The 24,907-nt window shown below is 55.7% G+C and carries 23 protein-coding genes; 16 read left to right on the forward strand and 7 right to left on the reverse strand.

The window, feature by feature from the left end; translation table 11 throughout:
- Positions 1–60: 60 nt before the first annotated feature.
- The 5 genes from AB9F26_RS17645 to AB9F26_RS17665 all read right to left on the reverse strand — a co-directional run bounded on the left by AB9F26_RS17645 (position 61) and on the right by AB9F26_RS17665 (position 5,836).
- Positions 61–765, reverse strand: coding sequence for a GntR family transcriptional regulator (locus tag AB9F26_RS17645; protein ID WP_335585771.1), 705 nt, complete (start codon positions 763–765; stop codon positions 61–63).
- Positions 758–1,927, reverse strand: coding sequence for an acetylornithine deacetylase (gene argE, locus AB9F26_RS17650; RefSeq protein WP_335585772.1), 1,170 nt, complete (start codon positions 1,925–1,927; stop codon positions 758–760). The genes AB9F26_RS17645 and argE overlap by 8 nt, the downstream gene beginning before the upstream one ends.
- Before the next feature lie 2 nt (positions 1,928–1,929).
- The gene (locus tag AB9F26_RS17655; RefSeq protein WP_335585773.1) at positions 1,930–3,114 is read right to left on the reverse strand and encodes a M24 family metallopeptidase; all 1,185 of its coding nucleotides are present in this window, start codon (positions 3,112–3,114) and stop codon (positions 1,930–1,932) included.
- A gap of 238 nt (positions 3,115–3,352) precedes the next feature.
- Positions 3,353–4,420, reverse strand: a complete 1,068-nt coding sequence (locus AB9F26_RS17660; RefSeq protein ID WP_369768621.1) for an ester cyclase — start codon at positions 4,418–4,420, stop codon at positions 3,353–3,355.
- A gap of 264 nt (positions 4,421–4,684) precedes the next feature.
- Positions 4,685–5,836 (reverse strand): ester cyclase, encoded by a 1,152-nt coding sequence (locus tag AB9F26_RS17665; protein WP_369768622.1) that lies wholly within the window; start codon positions 5,834–5,836, stop codon positions 4,685–4,687.
- A 392-nt stretch (positions 5,837–6,228) separates the two neighbouring features.
- Between AB9F26_RS17665 and AB9F26_RS17670 the strand changes: the two genes are divergently transcribed.
- The 16 genes from AB9F26_RS17670 (at position 6,229) to AB9F26_RS17745 (ending at position 22,094) form a co-directional block, all read left to right on the forward strand.
- Positions 6,229–7,467 (forward strand): extracellular solute-binding protein, encoded by a 1,239-nt coding sequence (locus tag AB9F26_RS17670; RefSeq protein ID WP_335585776.1) that lies wholly within the window; start codon positions 6,229–6,231, stop codon positions 7,465–7,467.
- Between the two features lie 90 nt (positions 7,468–7,557).
- Positions 7,558–8,586, forward strand: coding sequence for a sugar ABC transporter permease (locus AB9F26_RS17675; RefSeq protein WP_335585777.1), 1,029 nt, complete (start codon positions 7,558–7,560; stop codon positions 8,584–8,586).
- A gap of 12 nt (positions 8,587–8,598) precedes the next feature.
- Entirely contained in the window at positions 8,599–9,480 is an 882-nt protein-coding gene (locus AB9F26_RS17680) for a carbohydrate ABC transporter permease (protein WP_369768623.1), read from the forward strand.
- A 10-nt stretch (positions 9,481–9,490) separates the two neighbouring features.
- Complete coding sequence (locus AB9F26_RS17685; protein WP_335585779.1) at positions 9,491–10,546, forward strand: sn-glycerol-3-phosphate ABC transporter ATP-binding protein UgpC; 1,056 nt, start codon at positions 9,491–9,493, stop codon at positions 10,544–10,546.
- A complete protein-coding gene (locus tag AB9F26_RS17690; RefSeq protein ID WP_369756604.1) occupies positions 10,543–11,028 on the forward strand; it encodes an ester cyclase in 486 nt (161 codons plus the stop codon). Before AB9F26_RS17685 ends, AB9F26_RS17690 begins: the two co-directional genes overlap by 4 nt.
- A gap of 10 nt (positions 11,029–11,038) precedes the next feature.
- On the forward strand, positions 11,039–12,370 hold the full coding sequence (gene hisD, locus AB9F26_RS17695; protein WP_369768624.1) for a histidinol dehydrogenase: 1,332 nt from the start codon (positions 11,039–11,041) through the stop codon (positions 12,368–12,370).
- Positions 12,367–13,122 (forward strand): SDR family NAD(P)-dependent oxidoreductase, encoded by a 756-nt coding sequence (locus AB9F26_RS17700; protein WP_369768625.1) that lies wholly within the window; start codon positions 12,367–12,369, stop codon positions 13,120–13,122. Before hisD (AB9F26_RS17695) ends, AB9F26_RS17700 begins: the two co-directional genes overlap by 4 nt.
- Positions 13,122–14,135 (forward strand): LacI family DNA-binding transcriptional regulator, encoded by a 1,014-nt coding sequence (locus AB9F26_RS17705; RefSeq protein WP_369768626.1) that lies wholly within the window; start codon positions 13,122–13,124, stop codon positions 14,133–14,135. The genes AB9F26_RS17700 and AB9F26_RS17705 overlap by 1 nt, the downstream gene beginning before the upstream one ends.
- Positions 14,136–14,137: 2 nt before the next feature.
- Complete coding sequence (locus AB9F26_RS17710) at positions 14,138–15,148, forward strand: ester cyclase (protein WP_369768627.1); 1,011 nt, start codon at positions 14,138–14,140, stop codon at positions 15,146–15,148.
- Positions 15,145–16,128, forward strand: coding sequence for a nuclear transport factor 2 family protein (locus AB9F26_RS17715; RefSeq protein ID WP_369768628.1), 984 nt, complete (start codon positions 15,145–15,147; stop codon positions 16,126–16,128). The genes AB9F26_RS17710 and AB9F26_RS17715 overlap by 4 nt, the downstream gene beginning before the upstream one ends.
- Entirely contained in the window at positions 16,125–17,087 is a 963-nt protein-coding gene (locus tag AB9F26_RS17720; RefSeq protein WP_369768629.1) for an ester cyclase, read from the forward strand. The genes AB9F26_RS17715 and AB9F26_RS17720 overlap by 4 nt, the downstream gene beginning before the upstream one ends.
- Positions 17,088–17,237: 150 nt before the next feature.
- Complete coding sequence (locus AB9F26_RS17725) at positions 17,238–18,203, forward strand: cupin domain-containing protein (protein WP_335585787.1); 966 nt, start codon at positions 17,238–17,240, stop codon at positions 18,201–18,203.
- 39 nt (positions 18,204–18,242) lie between these two features.
- Entirely contained in the window at positions 18,243–19,367 is a 1,125-nt protein-coding gene (locus tag AB9F26_RS17730) for a cobalamin-independent methionine synthase II family protein (protein ID WP_335585788.1), read from the forward strand.
- On the forward strand, positions 19,364–20,062 hold the full coding sequence (locus AB9F26_RS17735) for an alpha/beta fold hydrolase (protein WP_369768630.1): 699 nt from the start codon (positions 19,364–19,366) through the stop codon (positions 20,060–20,062). Before AB9F26_RS17730 ends, AB9F26_RS17735 begins: the two co-directional genes overlap by 4 nt.
- On the forward strand, positions 20,059–20,751 hold the full coding sequence (locus AB9F26_RS17740) for an RraA family protein (RefSeq protein ID WP_369768631.1): 693 nt from the start codon (positions 20,059–20,061) through the stop codon (positions 20,749–20,751). The genes AB9F26_RS17735 and AB9F26_RS17740 overlap by 4 nt, the downstream gene beginning before the upstream one ends.
- On the forward strand, positions 20,748–22,094 hold the full coding sequence (locus AB9F26_RS17745) for an amidase (RefSeq protein WP_369768632.1): 1,347 nt from the start codon (positions 20,748–20,750) through the stop codon (positions 22,092–22,094). The genes AB9F26_RS17740 and AB9F26_RS17745 overlap by 4 nt, the downstream gene beginning before the upstream one ends.
- Here the strand turns inward: AB9F26_RS17745 and hisD (AB9F26_RS17750) are convergent.
- Together hisD (AB9F26_RS17750) and AB9F26_RS17755 are read right to left on the reverse strand one after the other, a co-directional pair.
- Positions 22,082–23,371 (reverse strand): histidinol dehydrogenase, encoded by a 1,290-nt coding sequence (gene hisD / locus AB9F26_RS17750; RefSeq protein WP_335585792.1) that lies wholly within the window; start codon positions 23,369–23,371, stop codon positions 22,082–22,084. The genes AB9F26_RS17745 and hisD (AB9F26_RS17750) overlap by 13 nt on opposite strands.
- A gap of 257 nt (positions 23,372–23,628) precedes the next feature.
- Positions 23,629–24,108 (reverse strand): heme-degrading domain-containing protein, encoded by a 480-nt coding sequence (locus AB9F26_RS17755; protein ID WP_335585793.1) that lies wholly within the window; start codon positions 24,106–24,108, stop codon positions 23,629–23,631.
- Positions 24,109–24,907 lie beyond the last annotated feature (799 nt).

Below are 24,907 nucleotides of genomic sequence, written 5' to 3' on the forward strand. Positions count from 1 at the left end.
GCGTTCCCATGTTGGGACGCCTTAGCAACTCGCCTAAGGATATTTACTCCCGTCGGGTCTTCAAACGCCTGATTGGGCGCATGCATTTTGTCGTTGCAGACGTTTAAAACTCATCGAGACATGCGCGCGTTGTATGCGAGCAACGGCATCCAAATCCCCCGACAGCAGCGCCAGTTGAATGGCCTCCAACTCATGATGGAAAATTCGGAACTCTTCCTCCAAATCCAATTGTGCCTCAATCGCCGTCCTCAACCAAATCCGTTTGGTTTGGAAATAGAGCCGCTCAAGGGTTTGACGCAGCGGCGCATTTGAAGTGAGATCGAGTAGCGTTTGGAAAACGTCCATATCAAACTGGGTAAATTCCCGCGCGGTGCCAGACTTAATGATCTGCGCAGCCCGAAGTACCAGCCCATCAATCTTGACTAAAAAAGCATCACTTGGCGGTACCGGATCAAGGCGGCCCGTCAACTCCGTCAACTCGACTCGCAATCGATATACCTGTTCCAGCGCGTTGATATCGGCATCAGTAACTAGGGTGCCGACCCCGTGATGGGACAAAACCAGCCCCTCGTCCTCAAGCCGCGCCAGAACCCGTCGCAAAGGCGTACGGCTGGTGCCAAATTCTTCGGCCAGTGCCGCTTCCGAAAGCCGCATTCCGGGGGGGTAATCAAGCAGGCAAATGCGTTGGCGAATTTCTTGATGCATGGCGGCATGACGGTCACGCACAGTTAAGGGAGCCTTTTCGTCTTCAAGCGATTCACTCACTCTGCATCTCCAGCTCACCACCCAGTCGATCTAGCATGGCTAGGCCTGCTGATAGCTGATCCAACGAGAGATATTCATCGGCTTTATGCGCCTGCTCAATAGATCCCGGGCCGCAAACAACCACATCCGTGCCCAGCGCCTGAAAAATTCCTGCTTCGGTTCCAAAGGCCACGACATCCGCATCATTGGCCCCCGTCAACTCCATCACGATCCGGCGCGCTTCGTTTTCATCCGCAGGGATCAGTCCCGCAATCTCTCCAACTATCTCAAGATCGATCGAAGCCTCGCCATAAATGGCCTGCATTTTGGGCAGCAACTCCACGTCGCAAAACTGCTGCAACGCCGCTTTGACAAATTCGGCGTCGCCGCCCTGAACGGGCCGCATTTCCCAGTCCACCCGCGCCTTGGAAGCGATCACATTATGGGCCACCCCGCCGTTGAGCGCGCCAACATTCACCGTGGTCCAAGGTGGATCAAATCGGGTTTTCGCGGGGGCCATACCGCGCAACTTTTCTTTCAGGCCCAACAGACGGCTCACATAATGCACCGCAAATTCAACCGCATTAACCCCAAGATCGGGTGCGGACCCATGCCCCTCGAGACCGTGAAAATGGGTGGAGTATTCATAGCAGCCTTTATGGCCCTCAATCACCCGCATTTCTGTCGGCTCGCCAATAATGGCCACCCGCGGCGTCAAACTGCGTGCTTGTAGGGTTTGCGCCAAATGCTGCGCGCCCAAACAGCCGACTTCTTCGTCATAGGTCAGCGCGAAATGCAGGGGACGCTCTCGCACTTGGCTAGCAAATTGCGGCGCCATCGCAAGCGTTGCTGCGATAAACCCCTTCATGTCACAGGTGCCACGGCCATAAAGGCGCGCGTCCCGCTCCACCATTTCAAACGGATCCGAACTCCAATCCTGATCGGCAACCGGCACCACATCACTATGCCCTGAAAGCAAAATGCCGCCGTCTCTCTCTGGTCCCAAGGTGGCAAAGAGATTGGCCTTGCCACCACATGGCGACGTTACAATATCTACACGCGCGCCGCAGTCCTCCAAAAGATTGGCGGCATAGGCAATTAACGCCTGATTACTGTCTGACGAGATCGTTGGAAAAGCGATCAGATCGCGCAAAATTTCGGTGGTGCGGGAAAGCCTATCCATCGTCAATTCTTCACGAAAAGTTTGCGGTCCACATTACACAGCGCTTCGGCTTCACCATTTTCAGTGATGAGAATGGTTTCAGTGGTTTCAAGCCCCCAACTCTCCATCCACAAGGCGGGCATAAAGTGAAACACCATCCCGGGTTCAAGAACTGTACGATCTTCGCTGCGAATTGACGCGGTACGTTCGCCCCAATCAGGCGGATAGCTTAAACCGATAGGATAGCCACAGCGCCCCTCGCGATGAATGCCGTGCTTCTTGAGGGTACCAATAAACGCGTCGGCGATATCACAAGTCCGGTTCCCTGCCCGCGCGGCGTCAAGGCCCGCGGCGATCCCTTCAAGTTGTGCCTGTTCTGCGTTCAGCATTTCTTGTGGCGGCGTCCCCAAATATATGGTCCGACACAGCGGCGCGTGATAGCGGCGATAACAGCCAGAAAGTTCAAAAAATGTCGCCTCCCCATCGCGCATCGGCGCACCATCCCACGTCAAATGCGCCGCCGTTGCATCCAGCCCCGAAGGCGTCAGCGGTACGATCGCGGGGTAATCCCCCCAAATATCATCCACACCCGTAATTCCAGCGTGGAAAATTTCGGCGACCAACTCGTTCTTCTTCACCCCCGGTGCGGCCTTGTCCAATGCGGTGGCGATGACCTTCTCGGTGATCCGCGCTGCCTTGCGGATAAACGATATTTCATCCTCTGATTTGATCAAACGCTGCCAATTCACCAAGGCCGTCGCGTCAAATATCTGTGCCTGCGGCAGGTCTTGAACAAGTACCGCGTGGGCCTTTGCCGAGTAATAATAATTGTCCATTTCTACGCCTATCCGCGCGCTTTCATACCCAAGGGCGCGAATATGTCCGGCCAAATCCTGCATCGGGTGGCGCTCGGTGGATTGCACGAAATTATCCGCGTAGCCATGAATTTTGTCCGGCCCCATCCAGCAGGTCCGATTGGCACCCACACTGTCCATATAGCGCCCCCACCAAATTGGATCGCCCTCCATTCCCAAGATCACACCTTGATGCACATAAAACGACCATCCGTCATAGCCCGTGAGCCATGCTTGATTGGAGGGGTCCGTCACGAAGATCACGTCAAGCCCAGCTGCCTGCATTGCGGCGCGAGTTTTAACGATACGGCGATCATATTCTGAACGACTAAAAGCGGCGTGTTCTTGGGCCAAGGGACAGTCCTTTCGCGAATTTCTAAGCAAAGATGTACACAACAACGAGCGCGGCGTAGATTCTTTGGTAGATTTGTGGCAGTTAACGCGCAAAAAGCAAGTGATTCATTTTATGTTGTACACAATATGGCAAGGATGAAAAGGAATGCTGGGGACCAACGAGCATTCCGATAACATTCACCGGCGACAGGTCGCGCGCGTAGCAATACTCACCCCTCGCGAAACCGCGTCGCAGACTCTATCCACCGCAACGGAAATGACTCTCCATTCGGCCAAGCACATCCACGCCCATCTGCATCAACAGATCAAGGATATCGAGGGGAACCCAATTCTCGCGGATCAATCCCTCATGGTGCAAATAGAAATCCATAACCCGCATTGTAACCTGACGGTTCGTTGGGCCAAGCCCAAGAAAACCACCGCCCAAATGGTTGGCGAACACACTCGGCCACCCCGACGTCAGGGAATACGCACCGTCCCCAATGCGCACATAATGCCCGCCGCTATGTTTGGCCTTCAAGTCGGCTATATCATCCCATTGCCCCCCGCCTTTGCGTTTAGGAAACGCAATACGGAACGGCAACTGGTGATAATCCACAAACCCCTGAAGCCCGCGCGTCGTCCCGATTCCAGACGGCCCGTACCACATCATCTTAGGGTGCCAGTGGTCCTTTTGGGGCATATTCAAAAGACCGTCGCGCCCCGTGCCCGCCAAATCATCATAGGCGCCCAAGGTGGCATGCATGGCCAATGTTTGCTCAATACTTCTAGCGGATTGCGCTTCGTCACGGGGTGAAAAATCAAGCCCATCGCCCGTCAAAGGACCTTGCCACATTCCTTCCGTCCCAAGGCTTGGAGCAATAGGCCAAAACCCTGCCTGCCGGATCACATCCAACACATCCCAAATGCAATTGGATTGGATAATCTTTCCATCCCTTACTTCATGGACCTCACCATAGCGGATGCAAATTGGCCGCCCTGTCGCTGGAATACCCAGCCAGTCCTTCCGAAAGGTCCCACAATAATGTCCGACCATTCCGACATAGTCGCGCCCCTCGTAGCTCCCGCCAACAACCATTTGATCACGGCGCTCCGCATCAGGAAATGACATCAACAATGGCCTCCAAAGCGTTTCCAGGAGCCCGCTGACACCCCGCGCTTCGTTCATAGGATGCGACGCTCGGAGATGAACGTCGCTGTGATAAAGTGTCGTTGCTGCTTGCGCCAAACCCGAAGTTCCCGCGTCGCAAAGTGCGGAGAGCCCTTCATGCAACTGGCGCTTTAATGTGGGCAGCTTGTCAGTCATTGCGCAATTCCATTTGTGATTTCGAGGAAACCGTAGCGCTGCAATTTCAATTTGTGCAGGCGTAACCTCAGTCGATTATTAAGAGTGGATTTGAGAGTGTCAAATCGGTGCCGACAGGTGAAGGCCAATTCGGAAGGACCGAAACTGGGCAACGCTGCAACCTGCAGGCAAAGGCACCAGAAAATCAGCCCCATTCCGTATAAGCGTTCGGTACTAAGAGACGTTTGATTGGGGGCCTAGGCACATCGCCCAAGCCCCCAATCCTTAAATATCTTCTAGAACAGCACTGTCCTTGTCGGCCATTTGCGCCAACTTCACTTGCATCAAGATCGACATCTCGTCGTAGTTCGTCCACTCGTCGACGATCTTGCCATTCTTGATATGGAAATGGCTCATCCCCATAATTTGTACACGCTTTCCAGTGGGCGCTCCAAGCTCTTCTAGCACGCCCCAACCAAGGTGATGCCCTTCAATAATCCAGCGCACGGCCACTTTGGTGCCGCCCTCTTCGCAGGGTTGCGAACAAACGTGTTGCGGCATGAAAAAGCCGTCTGACACCGAAGAATACAAACCAACGACCTGATGCGTCACCGCACCGTGGCCGTATAGTTCTTTCATCAGCGGACCGTGATATTGAACGGTGGGCGCATAGACGTCCTTGATTTTCCCAAACATCCGCTTGTTGTGGATTTCATGAAGCCAGCCCAGCACTTCTTCCTCTAGGGCGTTATTGGCAATCGAAAGGTCCGCTGCGGACTCGGGGGGATATTGGCCGAGCAAACGACGGTTTTCGCCCATGTCCACAGCGAGCAACCCCTTGTCGAAATAATTCGCGGCAAGGGTTTCGGCGTAGGCGTGCGTATCCAATCCGAGTTGCTTAACTTGCGACATCGTATCGACAACCAGCCACTCGCGATAAATCATATTCTCGTAAATCATACAGTCGGCAATTGTGCGCGCCACAAACGTTCGACCGGTGGGTTTTCCGTAAACACCGGGCTGGGAGTGGCGCCCCGCGCCGGTCACCAGATGCGAGGTGTAAAACCCGTCATTCTCGTTCCCGTTCCAAATCACATGCGTTGCCATCCCGCGACGCTCAGGCAACATAAACATGCGCTGGATCGTCCCCTGAACAACCTCCTCGCGAGTATAGGTGGTGTTTAAGGCGCTATAGACCACACAATTGTGCGTATAATGTGTATAAATCAACCCGACATCCCGCTCGTCCCAAATCCGATGCGTACACCTGATGATGTAGTCAACGATGTCGGTATAAATCGGATCGAACCCCTTCATGGGCTGCACACGATCACGATCAGTGGGCACCATGGCCACAAAATCGCGTCGCTCTGATTGCAGGACCTTATCGCTCGCACCGCGTTTTGTTTCCTTGGAACCGCTTTCCTTGGCTACCATTTTTAATCTTTCTCTCTTTATGAATCGAATCTAGCCCTATTTGAGCCCTAAATAGCATACGTTTGCAATATGTTTATTTTCACCTCCAATTTTTTTATATGCCACTATGAATTTTTAAAACTCCCATCCAAAATCGCCATAAATTCCATAATTAACTGTATAATATGCACATTTACAAATAAATTCCTTCATACCAAGCCAGAAAGACCAGCGAATACGGAGGTCCATTTTCAGCAACATCTCCGTGGCATTCCAAAATTTGTTGCATGCGTAGTCAATCAACGCTAGGATTCCTGAGCGTCAGCCTGCCATTTGATGCCAATTATATAAAATATATGAGCTATTCCAAAGATTTGCGGGTGGCTTACCTTCACCAACGGGAGAAAACAAAAATGATTCTCAACTTAAAAACAACCGTCGCGACATGCGCGCTGATTGCGTCAGCCAGCGCAGCTTGGGCCGACTGCGGCATTGAGTCGGGCTCGGTCCGAATCCTGTCTAATGATTTTGACGCGCTTGCGGCAATTGCTGAGGCCGCATCGGCCTGTGCTAGCGACACCGTAGAGGTTACGAGCAATCGCACCGAAGAGCATAAGAACATTCAGGTTCCTGCACTCACGATCACGCCTGCGACATATACGGTCGCTATCGTTGCAACGAACTCCGTTGTCCCGCTGATGAACGATGACCTGATCCGTCCGCTTGATGATCTTGTTGCAAAATATGGCGACCAGCTTGCCGAAAGCCAGATGATCCGCGTCGACGGTAAAACCATGGCGATTGCGTTCATGGCGAACGCGCAGCATCTTTACTATCGCCAAGATATCCTTGCCGAAAACGGCATTGAAGTCCCGACCACGTTTGCAGAGATGCTGGCTGCTGCCGAAACCCTGCGGGCCAACGGCGTAATGGAAACACCCATTGCGTCGAATTTTATGCCCGGCTGGAATATCGCTGCTGAATTCGTGAACACCTACCTCAGCACCGGCAACGACTTTTTCGCACCTGGAAGTGCTGCGCTCGCTATCGACAACGAAGATGGCATCGCGGTTCTGGAAAACCTGAAGGCGATGACGGAATACATGAGCCAAGACTGGGCAACATACGATAGCAATTCGCAAAAGCCCGTTTGGGAAGCTGGCGAATTGGCGTTTGCGATCGCATGGGGTTCGCGCGCTGGCGCCTATATTGGCGATGATAGCCCAGCACCTGAGATCGCAGCCGTAACCCGTTTTTCTGCTGCTCCGGCTTTGGGCGACAGCACAATACCAGGCGCAGCACTTTGGTGGGATGGCTTCACAATAGCCAAGAACATCAGCGACGAGGATGCTGAGGCATCTTTCCGCGCGATGATGGTGGGAATTTCCCCAGAAATGATGGAAGCCAACCGCGACGTCGCAGTTTGGTTGATCGACGGCTATGAGCCGACGGATGCCGCAACGGGTGTGATTGCCGATCTGCAAGGGGGCGCGCGTCCCTATCCAATGTTGCCGTATATGGGGCTGTTGCACACAGCAATTGGCGACAATCTCGCGGAATATCTGCAGGGTAAAGAAAGTGCTGAGCAGGCGATGTCTGACATCACTTCGGCGTATGAGACTGCAGCGACAGAAGCTGGCTTCCTAAACTAAGCCATTCGGAGGAGAGCCGCGCGTCGGCTCTCCTCCTTGACGTGCGCAAACCCACCTCGTGTCCTTGAGGGACACAGCAGGAGATCATTCATGCCTCACAAAACGTTTTTGGCCTTCATCTGGCCATCCTTTTTCGCGATGATTTTGTTCATTGCCATCCCGATTATCTCGGTAGGCTATCAATCGTTATTCATCGAGCACGAGAAGATTTTGATCGAAGCGGAAAATTGCGGCCCCTTTGGATGCGTGGCTTCGGTCAGCGTCGATGCAAATGCGATGTCCGCGTTAAGCAAGAGCCAGCCTGCGGGCCGCTTTAACGGATTAGGCACCTACGGCAATGCCAGCCATTTGGCCTATGATGAAATCGGTGAGATATTCGCAACGAGTGAAAACTTTGGTGAAATACGAAATAAAATCATGAATTTGCCGTTCTACAAGGCTTTCATTTTCACCATGAGCTACACCTTTATTGTGACACCATTGGTGATTATTCTCGGTTTCATCATCGCGGTTGTTGTCAATTCCATTCCCAAAATGCTCAAGGGGCCGGTGATCTTCTTTTCGCTGCTGCCGATGATTGTTACGCCTCTGGTAGGATCGCTGGTCCTGTTCTGGATGATCGACAGTCGAGGGATCATTGGGGCGGGGTTGCAAACGCTGTTTTCCGATCCCTCTCTATCCCTCAAAGCATCGCCGATGCTGACGTGGGTCACATTGTTCGTCTACGGAGTTTGGCACAGCGCGCCCTTTGCCTTCGTCGTTTTCTATGCGGGGCTGCAAACGGTGCCAAAGGATACGCTTGAATCTGCAATGGTCGACGGAGCCAACCGATGGGAGCGCGTGCGCTTCGTCATTGTGCCTTATATGACGCCACTCGTGACCTTCATTGCGCTGATGCAATTAATGGATAACTTCCGTGTTTTCGAACCAATCATCGGCTTCTCGGCCGCGGCGAGTGCGACCTCGCTGAGTTACCTGATCTACAACGATCTGCGCGCCGCAGAGTCCCCGCTTTATGGGTCGGCCGCCGCGACATCGATGCTGACGATTGTTGGCGTATTCATCTTGCTGTTGCCGGTTCTGCGCCGCAATTCGCGCGAATTCAACCGCAAGACTTGAGGAGTCAGAAGCATGTCTAACCCAACACACAAAAAGCCGCTCCCGCTTCTTGCGCTGACAATTGCCTTCGTGCTGATCTGGCTGTTCATCGCCGCCTTCCCCTTCCTGTGGACCATGTGGGGCTCCTTTAAAGTTGAGGGAGATTTCTTTTCCCGCGCAAACTGGATGAACGCGATCACGGGGCCAATTACCGAGCGACAAACGGGGGGGGCCTTCACCCTCAATGGCTATGAGGGCGCATGGATTGAGCAAGAGTTTTGGCGCGCGGTTGTCAACACGGCGACGATCACCCTATCGGTTGTTGTCATCTCACTGACGCTGGGAACCCTCGGCGGGTACGCCCTGGCGCGCTCGGGCTTCAGATATACGTTCTGGCTCCTCATGGCGGCGCTTATTTTTCGGGCAATGCCACACGTTACATTGGTTTCGGGCTATTTGCTGCCCTTCTTCCAGCTCAATATCTGGGGCTATCAGTTGACAACGATCATCGTTCTCGTCGCGATCAACCAGCCCTTCACCTTGTGGATGCTGCACAGCTTCTTCCTCTCGATCCCAAAGGATTTGGACGAAGCCGCAATGGTCGACGGTTGCACCCGCTTTCAGGCTTTCCGACTGGCAATCATCCCCGTGATGTGGCCAGGTGTGGTCACCACAGGGCTGTTCAGCTTTCTGTTGGCGTATAACGACTTTACCGTAACATCGATGCTCCTGACTCAAGAAAACGCAACGATGATCCCCAAGATCAACGGATTTCTGGGGTCCACGCAAGAGGAAGGCAAGGTCATGTATGCCGTAGCCGCGGTGGTCTCGGCGATTTTACCGCTTTTCGTACTCATCATGTTTTTCCAACGTCAAATCGTAAGCGGTCTGACCGCTGGCGCCGTCAAAGGATAAGGGGCTCACTATGGCCAGACTTCAACTCAAAAATGTAAACAAACGTTGGGGCTCCTTTGTGGGCGTCGAAAACTTCAGCCTAGACATCGCGGACGAGGAATTTCTGGTGCTGCTCGGGCCTTCGGGTTGTGGCAAATCCACGACCATGCGGATGATCGCGGGCCTTGAGGACGTCACGGAAGGCGAGATCATCTTAGGGGATCGTGTCGTCAATAAACTCGAACCCAAGGACCGCGACATCAGCATGGTGTTCCAGTCCTACGGCCTCTACCCGAACCTGTCCGTATATGAAAATATCCGGTTCCCGTTGCGCGTCCGCAAGGTGCCAAAAGAAAAGCACCACGAGATGGTGATGGAAGCCGTGCGGATGACCGAGCTTGAGGATTTCATGCATCGTCGTCCAGCGGAGTTGTCCGGTGGTCAAAGACAACGCGTGGCGCTTGGACGCGCCATTGTGCGCAAACCGACAGTGTTCCTTATGGACGAACCCCTCTCGAACCTTGACGCCAAATTGCGTGTCAGTACACGGGCGCAGATCAAAAACCTGCAATCAAAACTGAAAACCACGACCGTCTATGTGACCCATGACCAGATCGAGGCGATGACCCTCGCTGACCGCGTGGTCGTTATGAATGCTGGCAAAATTCAGCAAGTCGGGACACCGACCGATATTTACGACATGCCCGCCAACACGTTCGTGGCCAGCTTTATTGGATCTCCCGCGATGAACCTTATTGAGGGCACGCTGTCCAATGGCGTGTTCGAAGGTCAAAACATGCGTGTCGAGGGGCTGCCTGCGGGGCCATCGGGCAATGTCACCCTCGGGTTCCGCGCCGAAGACGCCGAGATTGTCACCAGTGGCGGCCAGATCGCGGCACCGATGTATTCGATCGAACTCCTTGGCGAGGCCTCGATGATTACGTGGCGTTTGGCGGGGGCTCTTGTTTCGGTCAAAACCCACAAGGACTATCGTGCAGCGATTGGCGAAGTGGTCGAAGCGCGCATTCCCGCAAGCATCTGTCATCTGTTTGACACGGCGTCTGGCGAAAGGATTGCTCTCCCATGAGTGCACTCACCGAGGCCGAGGCAACACGGCAAGTTATTTTGCGAATGGAAGCCGCACTTGGCGACAATTCCAACGACATGGCCAGCCATTTCCACGAAGATTTCCGCTGGATCGGCAACCAAGGCTGCGGCACCAAGCCAGGCTTGGATGCCTTCCGCAACAATTGGCAACTGCCCCTGCGTGCGGCCTTCACCGAGCGAGAATACAAAACTGATCGCTTTATTTGTGAAGGGGAATGGGCGTCGTGCTTTGGCCATATCGAGGGCACCCATTCGGGCACCTTCATGGGGATCGCGCCCACCAACAAGCGCGTTAAAATTCCCTACATGGACTTCTGGAAAATCGACGGCAACCGCATAAAAGACAACTGGGTATCAGTCGATTTCGCCTTCGTCCTCGCCCAACTTGGCCGCGACGTGTTTAACGGGCACGGCTGGGAAAACTACGATAACGGCACCCTAACACCAACGCACCCTGCATGAGGAATTTGAAATGACTGTGACCTATCTCAAGCGCGGGAAACCCGAATCTGAACGGGCGGCTGATAATGACATTGTGCGGGCCACCGTCGAAGCGGCACTAAAGGATATCGAGGCGCGTGGAGATGTGGCCGTGCGTGAAATGGCCGAAAAGTTCGACAATTACAGCCCTGCAAGCTACCGTCTTTCGGACGCGGACATTCAGGCTTTAATCGCAAAGGTTGATCCGCGCGATCTCGAGGACATTCGCTTTGCACAGGTGCAGGTGCGTAATTTCGCGCAGGCCCAGCGTGACAGTATGCTGGATATCGAAATTGAGACCCTGCCCGGTGTGTTTCTGGGCCACAAAAACATCCCCGTGCAATCGGTTGGGTGCTATGTTCCGGGCGGCAAATTTCCGATGGTTGCCAGCGCCCATATGTCCGTGGCCACCGCCGCCGTCGCTGGCGTTCCGCGTATCATCGCGGCGACCCCTCCCTTCAAAGGCGAGCCCAACCCCGCAGTGATTGCCGCAATGCATTTAGGCGGCGCGCATGAGATTTACGTTTTGGGCGGCATTCAGGGCATTGGCGCCATGGCACTTGGCACCGAGACGATTGAACCTGTGCATATGCTCGTCGGCCCGGGCAACGCCTTTGTGGCCGAAGCCAAACGTCAGCTTTTTGGCCGTGTGGGGATTGATTTGTTCGCAGGTCCGACCGAAACAATGGTGATCGCCGACGAAACCGCCGCCGACGCCGAACTTTGTGCGACCGATCTTCTGGGACAGGCCGAGCATGGCTACAACAGCCCCTGTGTGCTTTTGACCAACTCCGAAAAATTGGCGCGCGCCACAATGGCTGAAATCGACCGCCTCCTGAAAATCCTCCCCACGGCCGACACCGCGTCGAAAAGTTGGGAAGACTACGGCGAGATTATCGTCTGTGATACCTATGAAGAAATGCTGGCCGTGGCCGACGATATTGCCTCCGAACACGTGCAGGTAATGACCGACCGCGACGATTGGTTTCTGGAAAAAATGACCTGTTATGGTGCCTTGTTCTTGGGGCCACGCACGAATGTTGCCAACGGCGATAAAGTCATTGGAACAAACCACACTTTACCAACGAAGAAGGCGGGTCGCTATACCGGTGGTCTCTGGGTTGGCAAATATCTCAAAACTCACAGTTACCAACGGATCACCACCGACGAGGCCGCCGCGGCCATTGGCGCCTATGGCTCTCGTTTGTGTATGCTGGAAGGGTTCGTGGCCCACGCCGAACAATGCAACCTCCGCGTTCGCCGCTATGGGGGGATCAACGTGCCCTATGGCGAACGCGCCCCTTATAAGGAGGCCGCAGAATGACTCTGCCACGTACACCTTCCATGCGCCTCGATGGCAAACGTGCCCTCGTGACGGGTGCGTCGTCTGGAATCGGTCAAGCCTGCGCCGTTGCTTTGGCCGAGGCTGGCGCGCATGTGGTTTGTGCCGCGCGGGGCGTTGAAAAACTATCGGCCACGGTAGTTGAAATGGCCAGCAATGGTTGGTCGGCGGAAACGCTGTTGTTGGACCTGTCCGACCTTGAGGCCACGAAGGCCGCAGTGGACGCGCAAGACCCATTTGATATCGTCGTGAATTCAGCTGGGCTGGCCCGCCACTCGCCCGCCTTGGACACAACACCCGAGGACTACGACGCCGTCATGGGGCTCAATCTGCGGTCGGCGTATTTCTTGTCGATCTACGCGGCACGCCGCATGACTGGGGCGGGGTCGATCATCCATATCAGCAGCCAGATGGGCCATGTTGGCGGCATTGATCGCGCCGTCTATTGCGCGTCAAAGCACGGGCTTGAGGGGATGGTCAAGGCCATGGCCATCGAATGGGGACCACGTCAAATTCGCGTCAACACCATTTGCCCAACGTTCATTCGCACGCCACTTACGGCGGTGACGTTCGAAAACCCCGAACGCGCCGCATGGATTACCGAAAAGATCAAACTTGGTCGCGTCGGCGAAGTTGAGGACATCATGGGGGCCGTTCTTTATCTGGCCTCGGACGCGTCCTCTCTGGTAACTGGTACCTCAATGCTCATAGACGGAGGTTGGACAGCAGACTGATGGCAAACGAAAAAATCACATCACTACAAGTCGCGCTAAAGGCGGGCGTTAGTCAATCGGCAGTCAGCCGTGTCTACACGCCCGGAGCCTCGGTTTCAAAAGCAACGCGTGAGAAGGTGGACAAAGCCGCGACAGCATTGGGGTATCGCCCCAACGTTTTGGCCCGTGCAATGATTACCGGAAAAAGCCGCATCATTGGCCTTGTTGTCGCCTATCTTGAAAACCAGTTCTATCCCGAAGTCGTTGAACGCCTGTCAATTGCGCTGCAAGCCGAAGGCTACCACGTGCTCGTTTTCATGGCCGCCCCCACCATTGGCGACGTTCAGGACGTTATGAAAGAAATTCTGGATTATCAAGTGGATGGCATCGTGCTGGCCTCAGTATCCATGTCATCAGAACTTACGGCGCGGTGCAGCGATCATGGCATCCCTGTCGTTCTCTTTAATCGGGACCAAGACGATCCGTTGATGTCGTCCGTCACGACTGACAATCGCCGTGGCGGTCGTGAAATCGCAGCGCATTTCGCAGCCCTTGGTCACACGAAAATCGGCTACATCGCCGGATTTGAAGGGGCCTCAACCCAACGTGACCGTGAATCGGGGTTCCGTGACGGGCTTGAAGAGGCAGGCCTTGCCGTGTCCTTTCGGGAGAACGGCGGATTTAAATACGAGATGGCCCGCGCCGCAGCGCTTGAGATGTTTGCCGGCTCCGACCGTCCCGACGCCGCCTTTGTGTGCAACGATCATATGGCCTTCGCGGTGATGGACGCGTTGCGCTCCAAGCTGGGTCTGCGCATTCCCGAAGACGTCAGCATCGCTGGATTTGATGATGTGCCCATCGCCGCATGGCCGGCCTATGATTTGACCAGCTATCGCCAGCCGATCAACCGGATGGTGGCGCAAACCGTCGAGACCATCTTGACCCGCATCAAAGACCCCGCCGCGCCGCCTCAAAAAGTGCAGTTTCAAGGCGAACTGATCTTGCGCGGCTCCACCAAGACTTTGAAGGCCTAGGGATGCGCGGTTTTGACCCAAAATGGCGTGATATGCCCGACTATATCATCGGTATAACCAAAGAGATTTGGGAGGATCGCAAGATCGGCTCCCTGCGCGACCTCTATGCCGACGGGCTGATCGTCCGCTCTCCTGCATCGGTGGTGGTCGACAACTCAAACGTCATCGCGGCCACCATGGCAACGCTTGCTGAGTTTCCAGACCGCGAATTGCTCGGCGAAGACGTTATCTGGTGCGACGATCCCGCAGGCGCGACTGCCACCTCCGATGCCTACCTCTCGTCGCATCGTTTGATCTGCACCGCGACCCATTCACACGCTGGCATGTACGGCCCCCCCACAGGACGTAAAATCGCCTACCGCATCCTTGCAGATTGCGCGATCCGCGACGGCGCGGTTTACGACGAGTGGCTGGTCCGCGACCAATCCGCAATCGTGCAACAACTGGGCTTTGACGTTGTTGAGTGGACCCGCGACCTGATTGCCCGTGAAGGCGGCCCAACGGCCTGCGTGCCGCCCATGACACCCGCGAGCGACGTGGCTGGTCCCTACGACCGCAAAGGCAACGACAATGTATGGGGCGAGCGCTATGCCGCGACGATAAACGCCCTCATGGCCGCCGAGTTGGACGCTATTCCACGCGATTATGATCGCGCTTGCGCGTTGCACTATCCCAGCGGCCAAAATGGACAGGGTTGGGCCGAAGCCGACGCCTTTTGGATCGGCCTGCGCGCCGCCTTTCCTACTGCCACCTTCAAAATCGAACATATCGTTGGCCGCGATGATCCCTTGATGCCACCGCGTGCCGCGCTGCGCTGGTCGCTGCATGGCAAGCACAGTGGCTGGGGCCGGTTTGGCACGCCTACAGGTGCCGAGGTCTATATTATGGGCATGTGCCACGCCGAATTCGGGCCATTCGGCGCTGGCGACCCCACAATCCGCCGCGAATATGCGCTCATTGATGAAACAGCGATCTGGAAACAAATTTTACTCCATACAGGACAGCACACATGAAGGGCTTTTCCCCCCAATTCAAAGACTTCCCAGACTACATCTTGAAAATTACCAAGGAAATCTGGGAAGACCGTGGCCTCTCGACGTTGCACCACTACTACGGCAAAGATATCCCGATGCGCTTCCCCTCGGGGCTAGTTACGGGCAATGCAGGCGTCATCGACGGCACGCTCGCGACACTGGCCGAATTTCCCGACCGCCAACTTCTGGGCGAGGACGTCATCTGGTCGCAAGACAGCACAGACCCCGAACGCTACCTGTCTTCGCACCGTGTTTTGACGACTGCCACCCACACAGGGCACGGCCTGTACGGCCCGCCAACGGGCAAAAATTTCGTGATCCGTGGGATCGCCGATTGCGCCGCCAAAAACGACGTGATCGACGATGAATGGCTGATCCGTGACGCAGGCGGCATTGCGCGGCAACTGGGCTGGGAACCCGCCGACTATGCCCGTTATCAAATTCAGCAAGAGGGTGGCCCCGAGACCTGTCAGCGTCCATTCCACCCGCGCGATGACGTCATCGGCCCCTATACGGGACGCGGTAACGACAACGAATGGGGCCAAAGGCTCGCCTCCATCCTCACCCGCATTATGGACAAGGATTTCACCGTTATCCGCGCCGAATACGACCGTGCCGTGCGCACGGAACATTGGGGATCACGCGGTGGCTGGTCGTATGGCTTTGCCGAGACGGACTGGATGCGTCTGCGCTCGTCCTTCCCGACGGCGACGTTCGAAATCCACCACGTCATTGGTCGATCTGACGCCGGCACTCCCAATCGTGCGGCGGTGCGTTGGTCCCTTACGGGCAAACACAGCGGCCACGGATTTTTCGGAGCGCCAACTGGGGCCGAGATCCATATCATGGGCGCGACCCACGCCGAATGGGGCGAATGGGGCTTGCGGCGCGAATTTACCGTTCTGGACGAGGTCGCGATTTGGAAACAAATCCACTTGCACACCGGAAACGTAGAATGAGCCGTTTTGCCACCCTGCCCGACTATATCCAAGGCGTCACTTACGAGATTTGGGAGGGACGCCAGATCGCGTCGCTGCATGAATCCTATGGCAAGGACATGATCATGCGCTCCACGGCGGCGCTGATCATCGGGACCGAGGGCGTGATAAAGGACACCCTCGCAAGTCAAGCCGTCTTCCCCGACCGCGAAATCCTTGCCGACGACGTGATTTGGTCGGGCACCGAAAAGGACGGCTATCTATCGTCGCACCGCTCAATCATCACGGGGCGACATACGGGCCACGGCGTGTTCGGCCCCCCGACGGGCAAAGTTGTAACGACCCGCTGTATCGCGGATTGTTTCGTGCAAGACGACGTTATTACCGACGAATGGCTCTGCTATGACGTGTCCTCGATGGTGCAGCAAATGGGCCACAGCCCGCGCGATTGGGCCACAGCATCCATTGCACGCGAAGGCGGGCCGGAGACTGCCCAGCGCCCCTTCACCCCCGATCAGGACCGCCCCGGCCCCTATACGGGCACGGGCAATGACCACGACCTTGGCACACGCCTGGCCGATATTTTGACGCATATCATGGACTATGACGTCGCGGTTATTGGCAAAACCTATGATCGCGCGGCCCATATCTACCATGCAGGAAACGTCACGGGCTGGGGACGTTCCTTTGCCGAGGCACAGTGGATGCAATTGCGCAGTGCCTTTCCGGACGCCAAATTCGAGGTGCATCATCGCATTGGGCGCTCAGATCAGGGAGAGCCAGACCGCGCCGCCGTACGCTGGAGCCTGACGGGTCATCACACTGGTTATGGTGTTTTCGGAGCGCCAACAGGAGCACCGGTTCACATCATGGGATTCACCCACGCAGAGTTCGGCCCGTGGGGCTTGCGCCGCGAATGGAGCCTTTGGGACGAGGTCGCGATCTGGAAACAAATCCTCCTTTACGAGGCACAAACATGATCCGCATCGCTCGCACCCTTTTGCATCGTCATGGCGTTCTGGCCAGCCGTCGGGCGCGCAGATTAAACCCGCATCCGCCGGGCCAAATAGCGCCCTCCAAACAGCTACACTAAACCAGATACATCAAGACGTTCTCAGGAGAGACACAAAATGACCCCATCAGAAATGGAAAAACGCATTGTCCGCTATGGCGACCTAATGCCTTGCAAAACTGCCTTTATCGACGCCCACACACCGGGGAGTAACCAAAAAGAAAACTTCACCATCATCGGCGGAGGCGTGTCGGAAAGCGCCGACCAGCACGTCCATATCTCCGATCAAGTGGGCTTTAATATCGGCGCGGCGGGCCAACCTCCCCACTGTCGCAATTCTCTACACAGCCACCGCACAGCGGAAGTGTTTTTCATCCTTTCGGGCCGCTGGAGGTTTTTCTGGGGTCGCTGGGGCGATGCGGGCGAAGTGATCCTTGAAGAAGGGGATATCATCAATATTCCCACGGGCATCTTTCGCGGCTTTCAAAACATCGGCACCGACTATGGGATGATCATGGCCGTCCTTGGCGGCGATGATGCAGGCGGTGGCGTGATCTGGGCCCCCCAAGTGATCACCGATGCCGCCGATCACGGGCTGGTACTTGGCGAAAACGGCAAGCTTTACGACACCAAAAAGGGCCAAAACCTGCCTGCGGATGTGAAGCCGATGCCGTTGCTAACAGAAGAGCAGTTGAAAGATTACCCCGAGCCCACAACCCGCGATGTGGTCCCGCATTATGTCGCGCGCTATTATGATCTCTATGCAATGGGCGATAGCGAACCTGCGAAAGTCATTGGCGAAAACGGCATCTTGCGCGACAAACCGGGGTTTGAGGTGGATTTCATCACCCGTGGTTCGGCCCCGTCAGTGATGCACAGCCACGACAAGAATACCGTTTTGATGCCCATGCGCGGTCATTGGAAACTGACGTATGACGGCGGCAGCGCAACGCTAAATCCGGGCGATACCGTCGCCATTCCACCGAATGTAGCGCACTGCATCACCCCCTCAATGACGGGTGAGTCCTCCCTGTATCGTGTGACGCAAACCGCTGACCCAGCGGGCTTGACGTGGCAAGGATAAATTCGTCAACTGACTGATATAAAAAGAAAAGAGGCCCCTATGACCAAAATCCTAACCAGCCATGTTGGCAGTCTTCCGCGCACCCAAGAGGTGGTAGATTTCATCTTTGCGCGTGAAAACGGCACGGACTACGATCAGGGGGCCTTTGATGCGGCCATGACGGCGGCGGTGTCCGAAACCGTGCGCCATCAGGTCGCTTCCGGCGTTGACATCGTCAGTGACGGCGAAACCTCCAAGATTAGCTATGCCACCTACGTCAAGGACCGCTACACGGGTTTTGACGGCGACAGCCCACGCAACGCCCCTGCTGACCTCAAACAATTTCCGACCTACCTGAAACGATTGGCCGGCGACGGCGGATCGCCCCAATATGCACGCCCCATGTGCGTGGGCAAAGTGACCTCAAAAGGCCAAGGCGAATTGGAAAAAGACATCGCCAATCTAAAGGCCGCAATGGCGCAACACGGCGCAGAGCGCGGATTTATGAATGCCGCCAGCCCCGGGGTGATTTCACTCTTCCTGCAAAACGATTTCTATCCCACCCGCGAGGCCTATTTGGCAGCTTTGGCGGATGCGATGAAAGCTGAATATGAAACCATTGTCGCCAGTGGTTTAGACCTGCAACTGGACTGCCCCGATCTGGCCTTGTCGCGACACATGTTGTTCAATGATCTGAGCGACGACGAATTCCTCAAAATCGCCGCCTCCCATGTCGAGGCGCTGAACCATGCGTTGCAAAACGTGCCGCAAGACAAGGTGCGCATCCATATTTGCTGGGGCAATTACGAGGGGCCACATGTCTGTGATATCCCTATGTCCAAGATGTTTGACACCCTGATGAGCGCCAAGGCGCGCTATACATTGTTTGAAACCTCAAACCCGCGCCACGGCCACGAATGGGCGGTATTTCGCGACCGCAAGGCCGATATCCCCGACGACAAAGTGCTCGTCCCCGGTGTGGTCGATACTACGACCAACTTCGTCGAACATCCTGAATTGATTGCGCAACGGATTGAACGCTTTAAAGACATCGTAGGGGCCGAGCGCGTTATCGCGGGCACCGATTGCGGGTTTGGCACCTTTGCAGGCTTTGGCGCAGTCGATCCCGACATCGCCTATGCCAAGCTTTCCGCCCTCTCCGAGGGAGCTAAGCTGGCCTCATGATCCCGCTAGTCCTGCTGCCAGGTATGATGTGCGACGCACGGTTATTTGCCCCGCAAATCGCGGCGTTTTCGGCGCATCGAGTCGTGCATGTGGCCCCCCTAATCGCCACGCAGACCATCACGGGCTTGGCGCAAAACGTCCTAGACAACGCGCCGCCGCGCTTTGCGCTGGCGGGTTTATCGATGGGCGGCATCGTCGCGATGGAGGTTATCCGTTTGGCCCCCGAACGCGTGGACAGGATTGCCTTTTTGGATGCCAACCCTTTGGCGGAACTTCCCGAAGTCGCAGCCGCGCGCGAACCGCAGATTATCAAAGTACAGACGGGACACCTGCACTCTGTGATGCGCGACGAGATGAAGCCACGCTATCTCGCCGACGGCCCCGCACGGCAAGAGATTTTAAACATCTGCATGGACATGGCAAAAGCGCTAGGCCCCGAGGTTTTCGTCCGCCAATCGCGCGCGCTCCAATCCCGCCCCGATCAGCAGGACACCCTGCGCCACATCACCGTGCCGACGCTCGCACTTTGCGGACGGTTTGACACCCTATGCCCCGTGCAGCGACATGAACTGATCTGTGCATTGGTTCCCAACGCCACTCTTACCGTCATCGAGGGCGCGGGCCATTTACCCACGCTCGAACAACCCGACCTAACAAATGCCACACTCACCCGCTGGCTGGAGACTGATACATGACCCCCGAACTTCTCGCACTCCTGCGCTCTGTTGATACGCCTACCGTCTGCAACGCCATCGAAGTCGCCCAAGGCAAGCGCGGTTTTAACGCCTTCACCCGCGGCACAATGCTGATCAATGATCCCGTCGGCGTGGTTGTCGGCTATGCCAGCACCGCCAAAATTGCCGCCATAACCCCGCCAAGCGAGCCCGCAGATGTGATCCGCGCCCGTCGCATGGCCTATTACAAACAAATGGCAGAAGCCCCCAAACCCTCTGTCTGTGTCGTTGAGGACGAGGACTATCCCCACGCCATTGGCGCCTTTTGGGGCGAAGTGAATACGACAATCCACAAGGGCTTTGGTCTGTCGGGGACGGTGACCAACGGCGTGATGCGCGACCTTGGAGATATGGCACCAGATTACCCCGTGGTGGCGGGTTCCATCGGCCCCAGTCATGGCTTCGTCCACGTCACCGAACTTGACGGCCCCGTGACGATCTTTGGACTAACAGTGTCCCCTGGGGATTTGGTCCACGCGGACCAGCACGGGGCGGTCGTTGTGCCACCCGAGGTGATCGACCACCTCGCCCAAGCAATCACCAAGATGCAGGAAACCGAGCAGTTGGTCCTTGGCCCCGCACAGGAAGCTGGCTTTGATTTCGCACGGTTTGAAAAAGCTTGGGCGAATTTTGAACGCGCACGCACATGAAGATCGATCCCGCCGACCTGTCGATTGACGAAGCCGCGACGGCGCTGCGATCCGGACCGTTAACAGCCACCATCCTTGTCGCGGCACACCTCCAAAGGATCGCGGACCGCAACCCAGCGATTGGCGCGTTTGTGCATGTGGCCCCTGAAGACGCCACGGCCGCAGCACAGGCAGCAGATACCGCTTTTGCGGCAGGGCAGGATTTCGGCCCGCTGCACGGTATTCCCTTCGCAATCAAGGATATTTTCGACGTAGCAGGGTGGCCTGTGCGCTGGGGATCACGCTTGCAAAAAGATCGTATCGCAACCTCCACCGCCCCCTCTGTGCAAACCCTGCTGGACGCAGGTGCGGTTCCTTTGGGCTTGGTTGCGACCTATGAGTTGGCGACCGTTGGTCCCGATCAACACAGCCTCTATGCACAGCCCCGCAACCCATGGAATCCCGCCCATGTGACGGGTGGCTCCTCGTCTGGATCGGCGGCGGCTGTGGCCTCTGGAATGGTACGCATTGCCCTTGGAACAGATACGGGCGGATCGGTGCGCAGCCCCGCGTCCTACTGCGGGGTTGTCGGACTTAAGCCAACTTATGGCGCGGTGTCCCTTGACGGCGTCATGCCCCTTGCCACGGCTCTGGACCATGTCGGCCCGATTGCGCACAACGTCACAGAGGCGGCTGCAGTCTTTGCCGTTCTGACAAAATCTGCACGCGCCGAACTGTTGGGTGTGGTTGGAACGCGTATTGCCTATGGCCGCGCGTGGTGTGCCGACACGGCGGCCGATCCGGCCCTCGAACCCCTGATGGATGAAGCCGCCTCGGTCCTATCCCTTTGTGGCGCCCAAGTGAGCTTGGTTGAATTGCCTGATTATGCCGCCGTTGAAGCCGCGGCAGCCCAAATCATCCTTGCCGGAGAATACGCGTCCCATGGCCATACAATTGAGGCGCAACCGTCGGATGTGGGGCCGGCCGCTGCGAAAAGCATCCTGTCCGGAAAATCCGTCACTTCGCGCCAACTCGTGGCTGCACAGAAATTTGTCGGAGGGTTTGGCGCAGCAGTTGATACACTTCTGAGGGACCATGACGTCCTGATCCTACCAACCACAATGGCCCCCGCGCCACCGTTTAGCGCCTTTGCCGAGGGCAAAACCGTATGGACAGCGATGCGTACCTTGCCATTCAACGTGACGGGCCACCCTGTCCTGAGCGTTCCGATGGGATTTGCCAACGGATTGCCGATGGGCCTACAGATCGTAGGACGGCACGGCGACGAAGCCACCGTGTGCCGTGTCGGCGCGGCTTTTGAAGCCGCCACCGACCACGGCGCGGGCGACCCTTACAGCGCTTGAAGCCGGTCCAGTCGCAACTGGGCCGCGCGTCTGTGACCGTCTAGGCCTTCACTCGTGCTTTGACGCACGGCGGACGGCCCAACGGCCATCACCCCCTCGGGCTCCATCCATTGATGGGTCGCGATTTTCACATAGGTTCCAACCCACAACCCTCCAGTATAACGCCCCGCCGCCATGGTCGGCAGCGTGTGGTTGGTACCACAGCATTTGTCGGAATAGACAACACTCGCCAGCTCGCCGATGAACAAAGAGCCGTAGTTGCGCAGCTTTTCCGCGAAGGCTTTGGGATCAGCTGTATGAACCTGTAAGTGCTCGGCGGCAATGAAATCAGAGTAGGCAATCATCGTGGCCTCGTCGTCGCAAATCGCGATTTCGCCATAGTCCCGCCATGCTTGTTCGGCCGTTTCTGCGGTGGCAAGAACCTTAAGTTGCTTCTCGATCTCGTCTTTGACGGCATGGGCCAAGTCGGAATCCGTGGTGATCAAACCGACACGCGTGCGCACATCATGCTCCGCTTGGGCCAGCAGATCGGTCGCGATCATCTCCGCGTCGCCCGTATGATCGGCAAGGGTGTAAATCTCGGAGGGTCCGGCGAGTTGGTCGATGCCAATTGGCCCAAAAACCTGCCGCTTGGCCTCGTTGACGTATGCATTGCCCGGCCCCACGATCTTGTTAACGGCGGGAACGGTTTCGGTGCCAAACGCCATCGCTGCAATCGCTTGAGCGCCGCCAATGCGGAAAATGCGATCAGCCCCCGCCAAATGACAGCCCGCAATCATCGCCCGATGCGCATTCGGTGGCAAACAAGCGATAACCTCATCCACGCCCGCGACTTTGGCCGGAACAATAGTCATGATCGGCGCGGACAACAGCGGATAGCGGCCCCCCGGCACATAGCAACCCACCCGTTCAATCGGAATAATCCGGTGCCCAAGATGAACACCTTTGCGGATTTCTATTTCAAGTGGCAGCATCGTTTCCAGTTGCGCCTCCGCAAACTTGCGTACGTTTGCAATCGCAAATTCAGTGTCTGCGCGCGTTTGCGGATCAAGCTCCCTGAGAGCGGCTTCGCGGTCCTCAAGCGACACCTCAAATTCGGTCAGATCACTTTGGTCAAACTTCAAAGCAAATTCTGCGACGGCGTGATCACCGTCCTTTTGAACTGCAAACAGGACTTTACTCACCAAATTTGAGATATCCGTCGCGTCTGATGCTCCGTTGTCTTTTGGTTTGCAAAGCTGGTGAATACCCTTGAACGGTGGGCAAGTGGACTGCATAACTTTTCCTATTCGATAGAGATTGAGTGTGAAATTTCTAGAGGAATACTATCAACGTCCAATAATATTGCAAACGTATTCAATCATTCGAAGCGTAATTTTTTCTCGGAAATAGCTTTAGCTGGCGTGAGGTACCCTCACTCCCTAAACGCTTGTCGCGCGTATTTTCACAGATCTGCTCTCAAGCCAGTTGGCGGCAATTGCCAATGGTCGCCAGATGGAAGCTCGGGAAAATTTTCAGCCCCAAGCCGCCGCCATCAAGTTTCCGCCAGCAATTCACCTAGAAACTTTACAACGAGATCATGATCATCCCGTTGCGATAGCCCCGAAACCGTCACCGTCCCAATCGGGCCCGTTTCCTTGATCAGAATTGGAAACGCCCCGCCGTGCGCCGCATAACGGCTCTCCTGCAACAGGTATTTCGCTTCCATTGTTGTTCCCAGAGCGCGCAGGTGCGTCCCCATATAGAACGAGCTATGGCCAAACCGGTTCACGACACGGTTTTTGCGTTGAATCCAGACCTCGTTATCGCGGCGAGCCCCCGTCAGTGCACAGGTAAAAAGGCATTGCCCGTTGCGGGAAATATTAACCGAGATCGGTAAGTCATGTTCCTGACCATGCGCCATCAACCGAGCGCCAAGCGTCAACGCCATATCAGTGCTGAACTTCGGAAACACCAGTTGCGCTTCCTGTGCTGCCAATGTTTCCAAGAGCGCTTTTTCATCTTCAATCGTCATTCTTCAACCTTATCCCTGATGTCACCACAGACATCATTTTAGACACACCGCAAATGGAATGTATTTTCTGCATGTTGTGGGCGTTTCGGGCTTCAATCAAGCCTGCTGTTCGGGCGACCCCCTCAATGGGCAACAAATCCCCGAATGTCGTGGGGTTATCGCGCCGTATTAACGCGATGAAAAGCGAGTTGGCCCGCTTGGCGCAATCGGTACACAGTCGCGAAAACGTCCGGAATTTTCCAACCCTGTAAGGTGATCGCCTGATCTAAGGCCGCCATCTCTCCTACGGGCAAACGGCGGCGGTTAACTTTGATGATCCCTCATTCCTTGCACGCAATGCTAAACGCGCTTTTTAAAGGACTTGGAATTTCGTATACCTTGCATGGCGATTTTAATGGTTTTTAGCGCAATTCAGTAAGAGAAACGCCCCCACAACCCCCTGAATAACCTCATATAAAAAGGGATCTTCACTGCATCGGGTAAAAATACTGGTGCGCTCTAGAAGCAAAGTTTAATGTTTTATTTCAATAATTTGTGAAAAAAATTCGTAAATAGATCGTAATTACGCTTAGGTTTTTTGCTTTCGACTAGTCAAGTTTGAAACGTTCCCTACAGAGCAATTACTGTGACATAAGGAATTCCACAGCTTTGGCCTATTGGGGCAAGGCACCGAGGTCAGCTCAGCGGAGAGGCTGTGTGGAAACCCGGCTGATCTTGGTGCCCTTAAGAGTTTTTGACGTTCGTGTCCATTTTGGCACGATATCGTTATTCCGCTACCCTGATGGATCATGGTGGCGCT

The organism is Falsihalocynthiibacter sp. BN13B15 (assembly GCF_041205415.1).
GTDB lineage: Bacteria > Pseudomonadota > Alphaproteobacteria > Rhodobacterales > Rhodobacteraceae > Falsihalocynthiibacter > Falsihalocynthiibacter arcticus.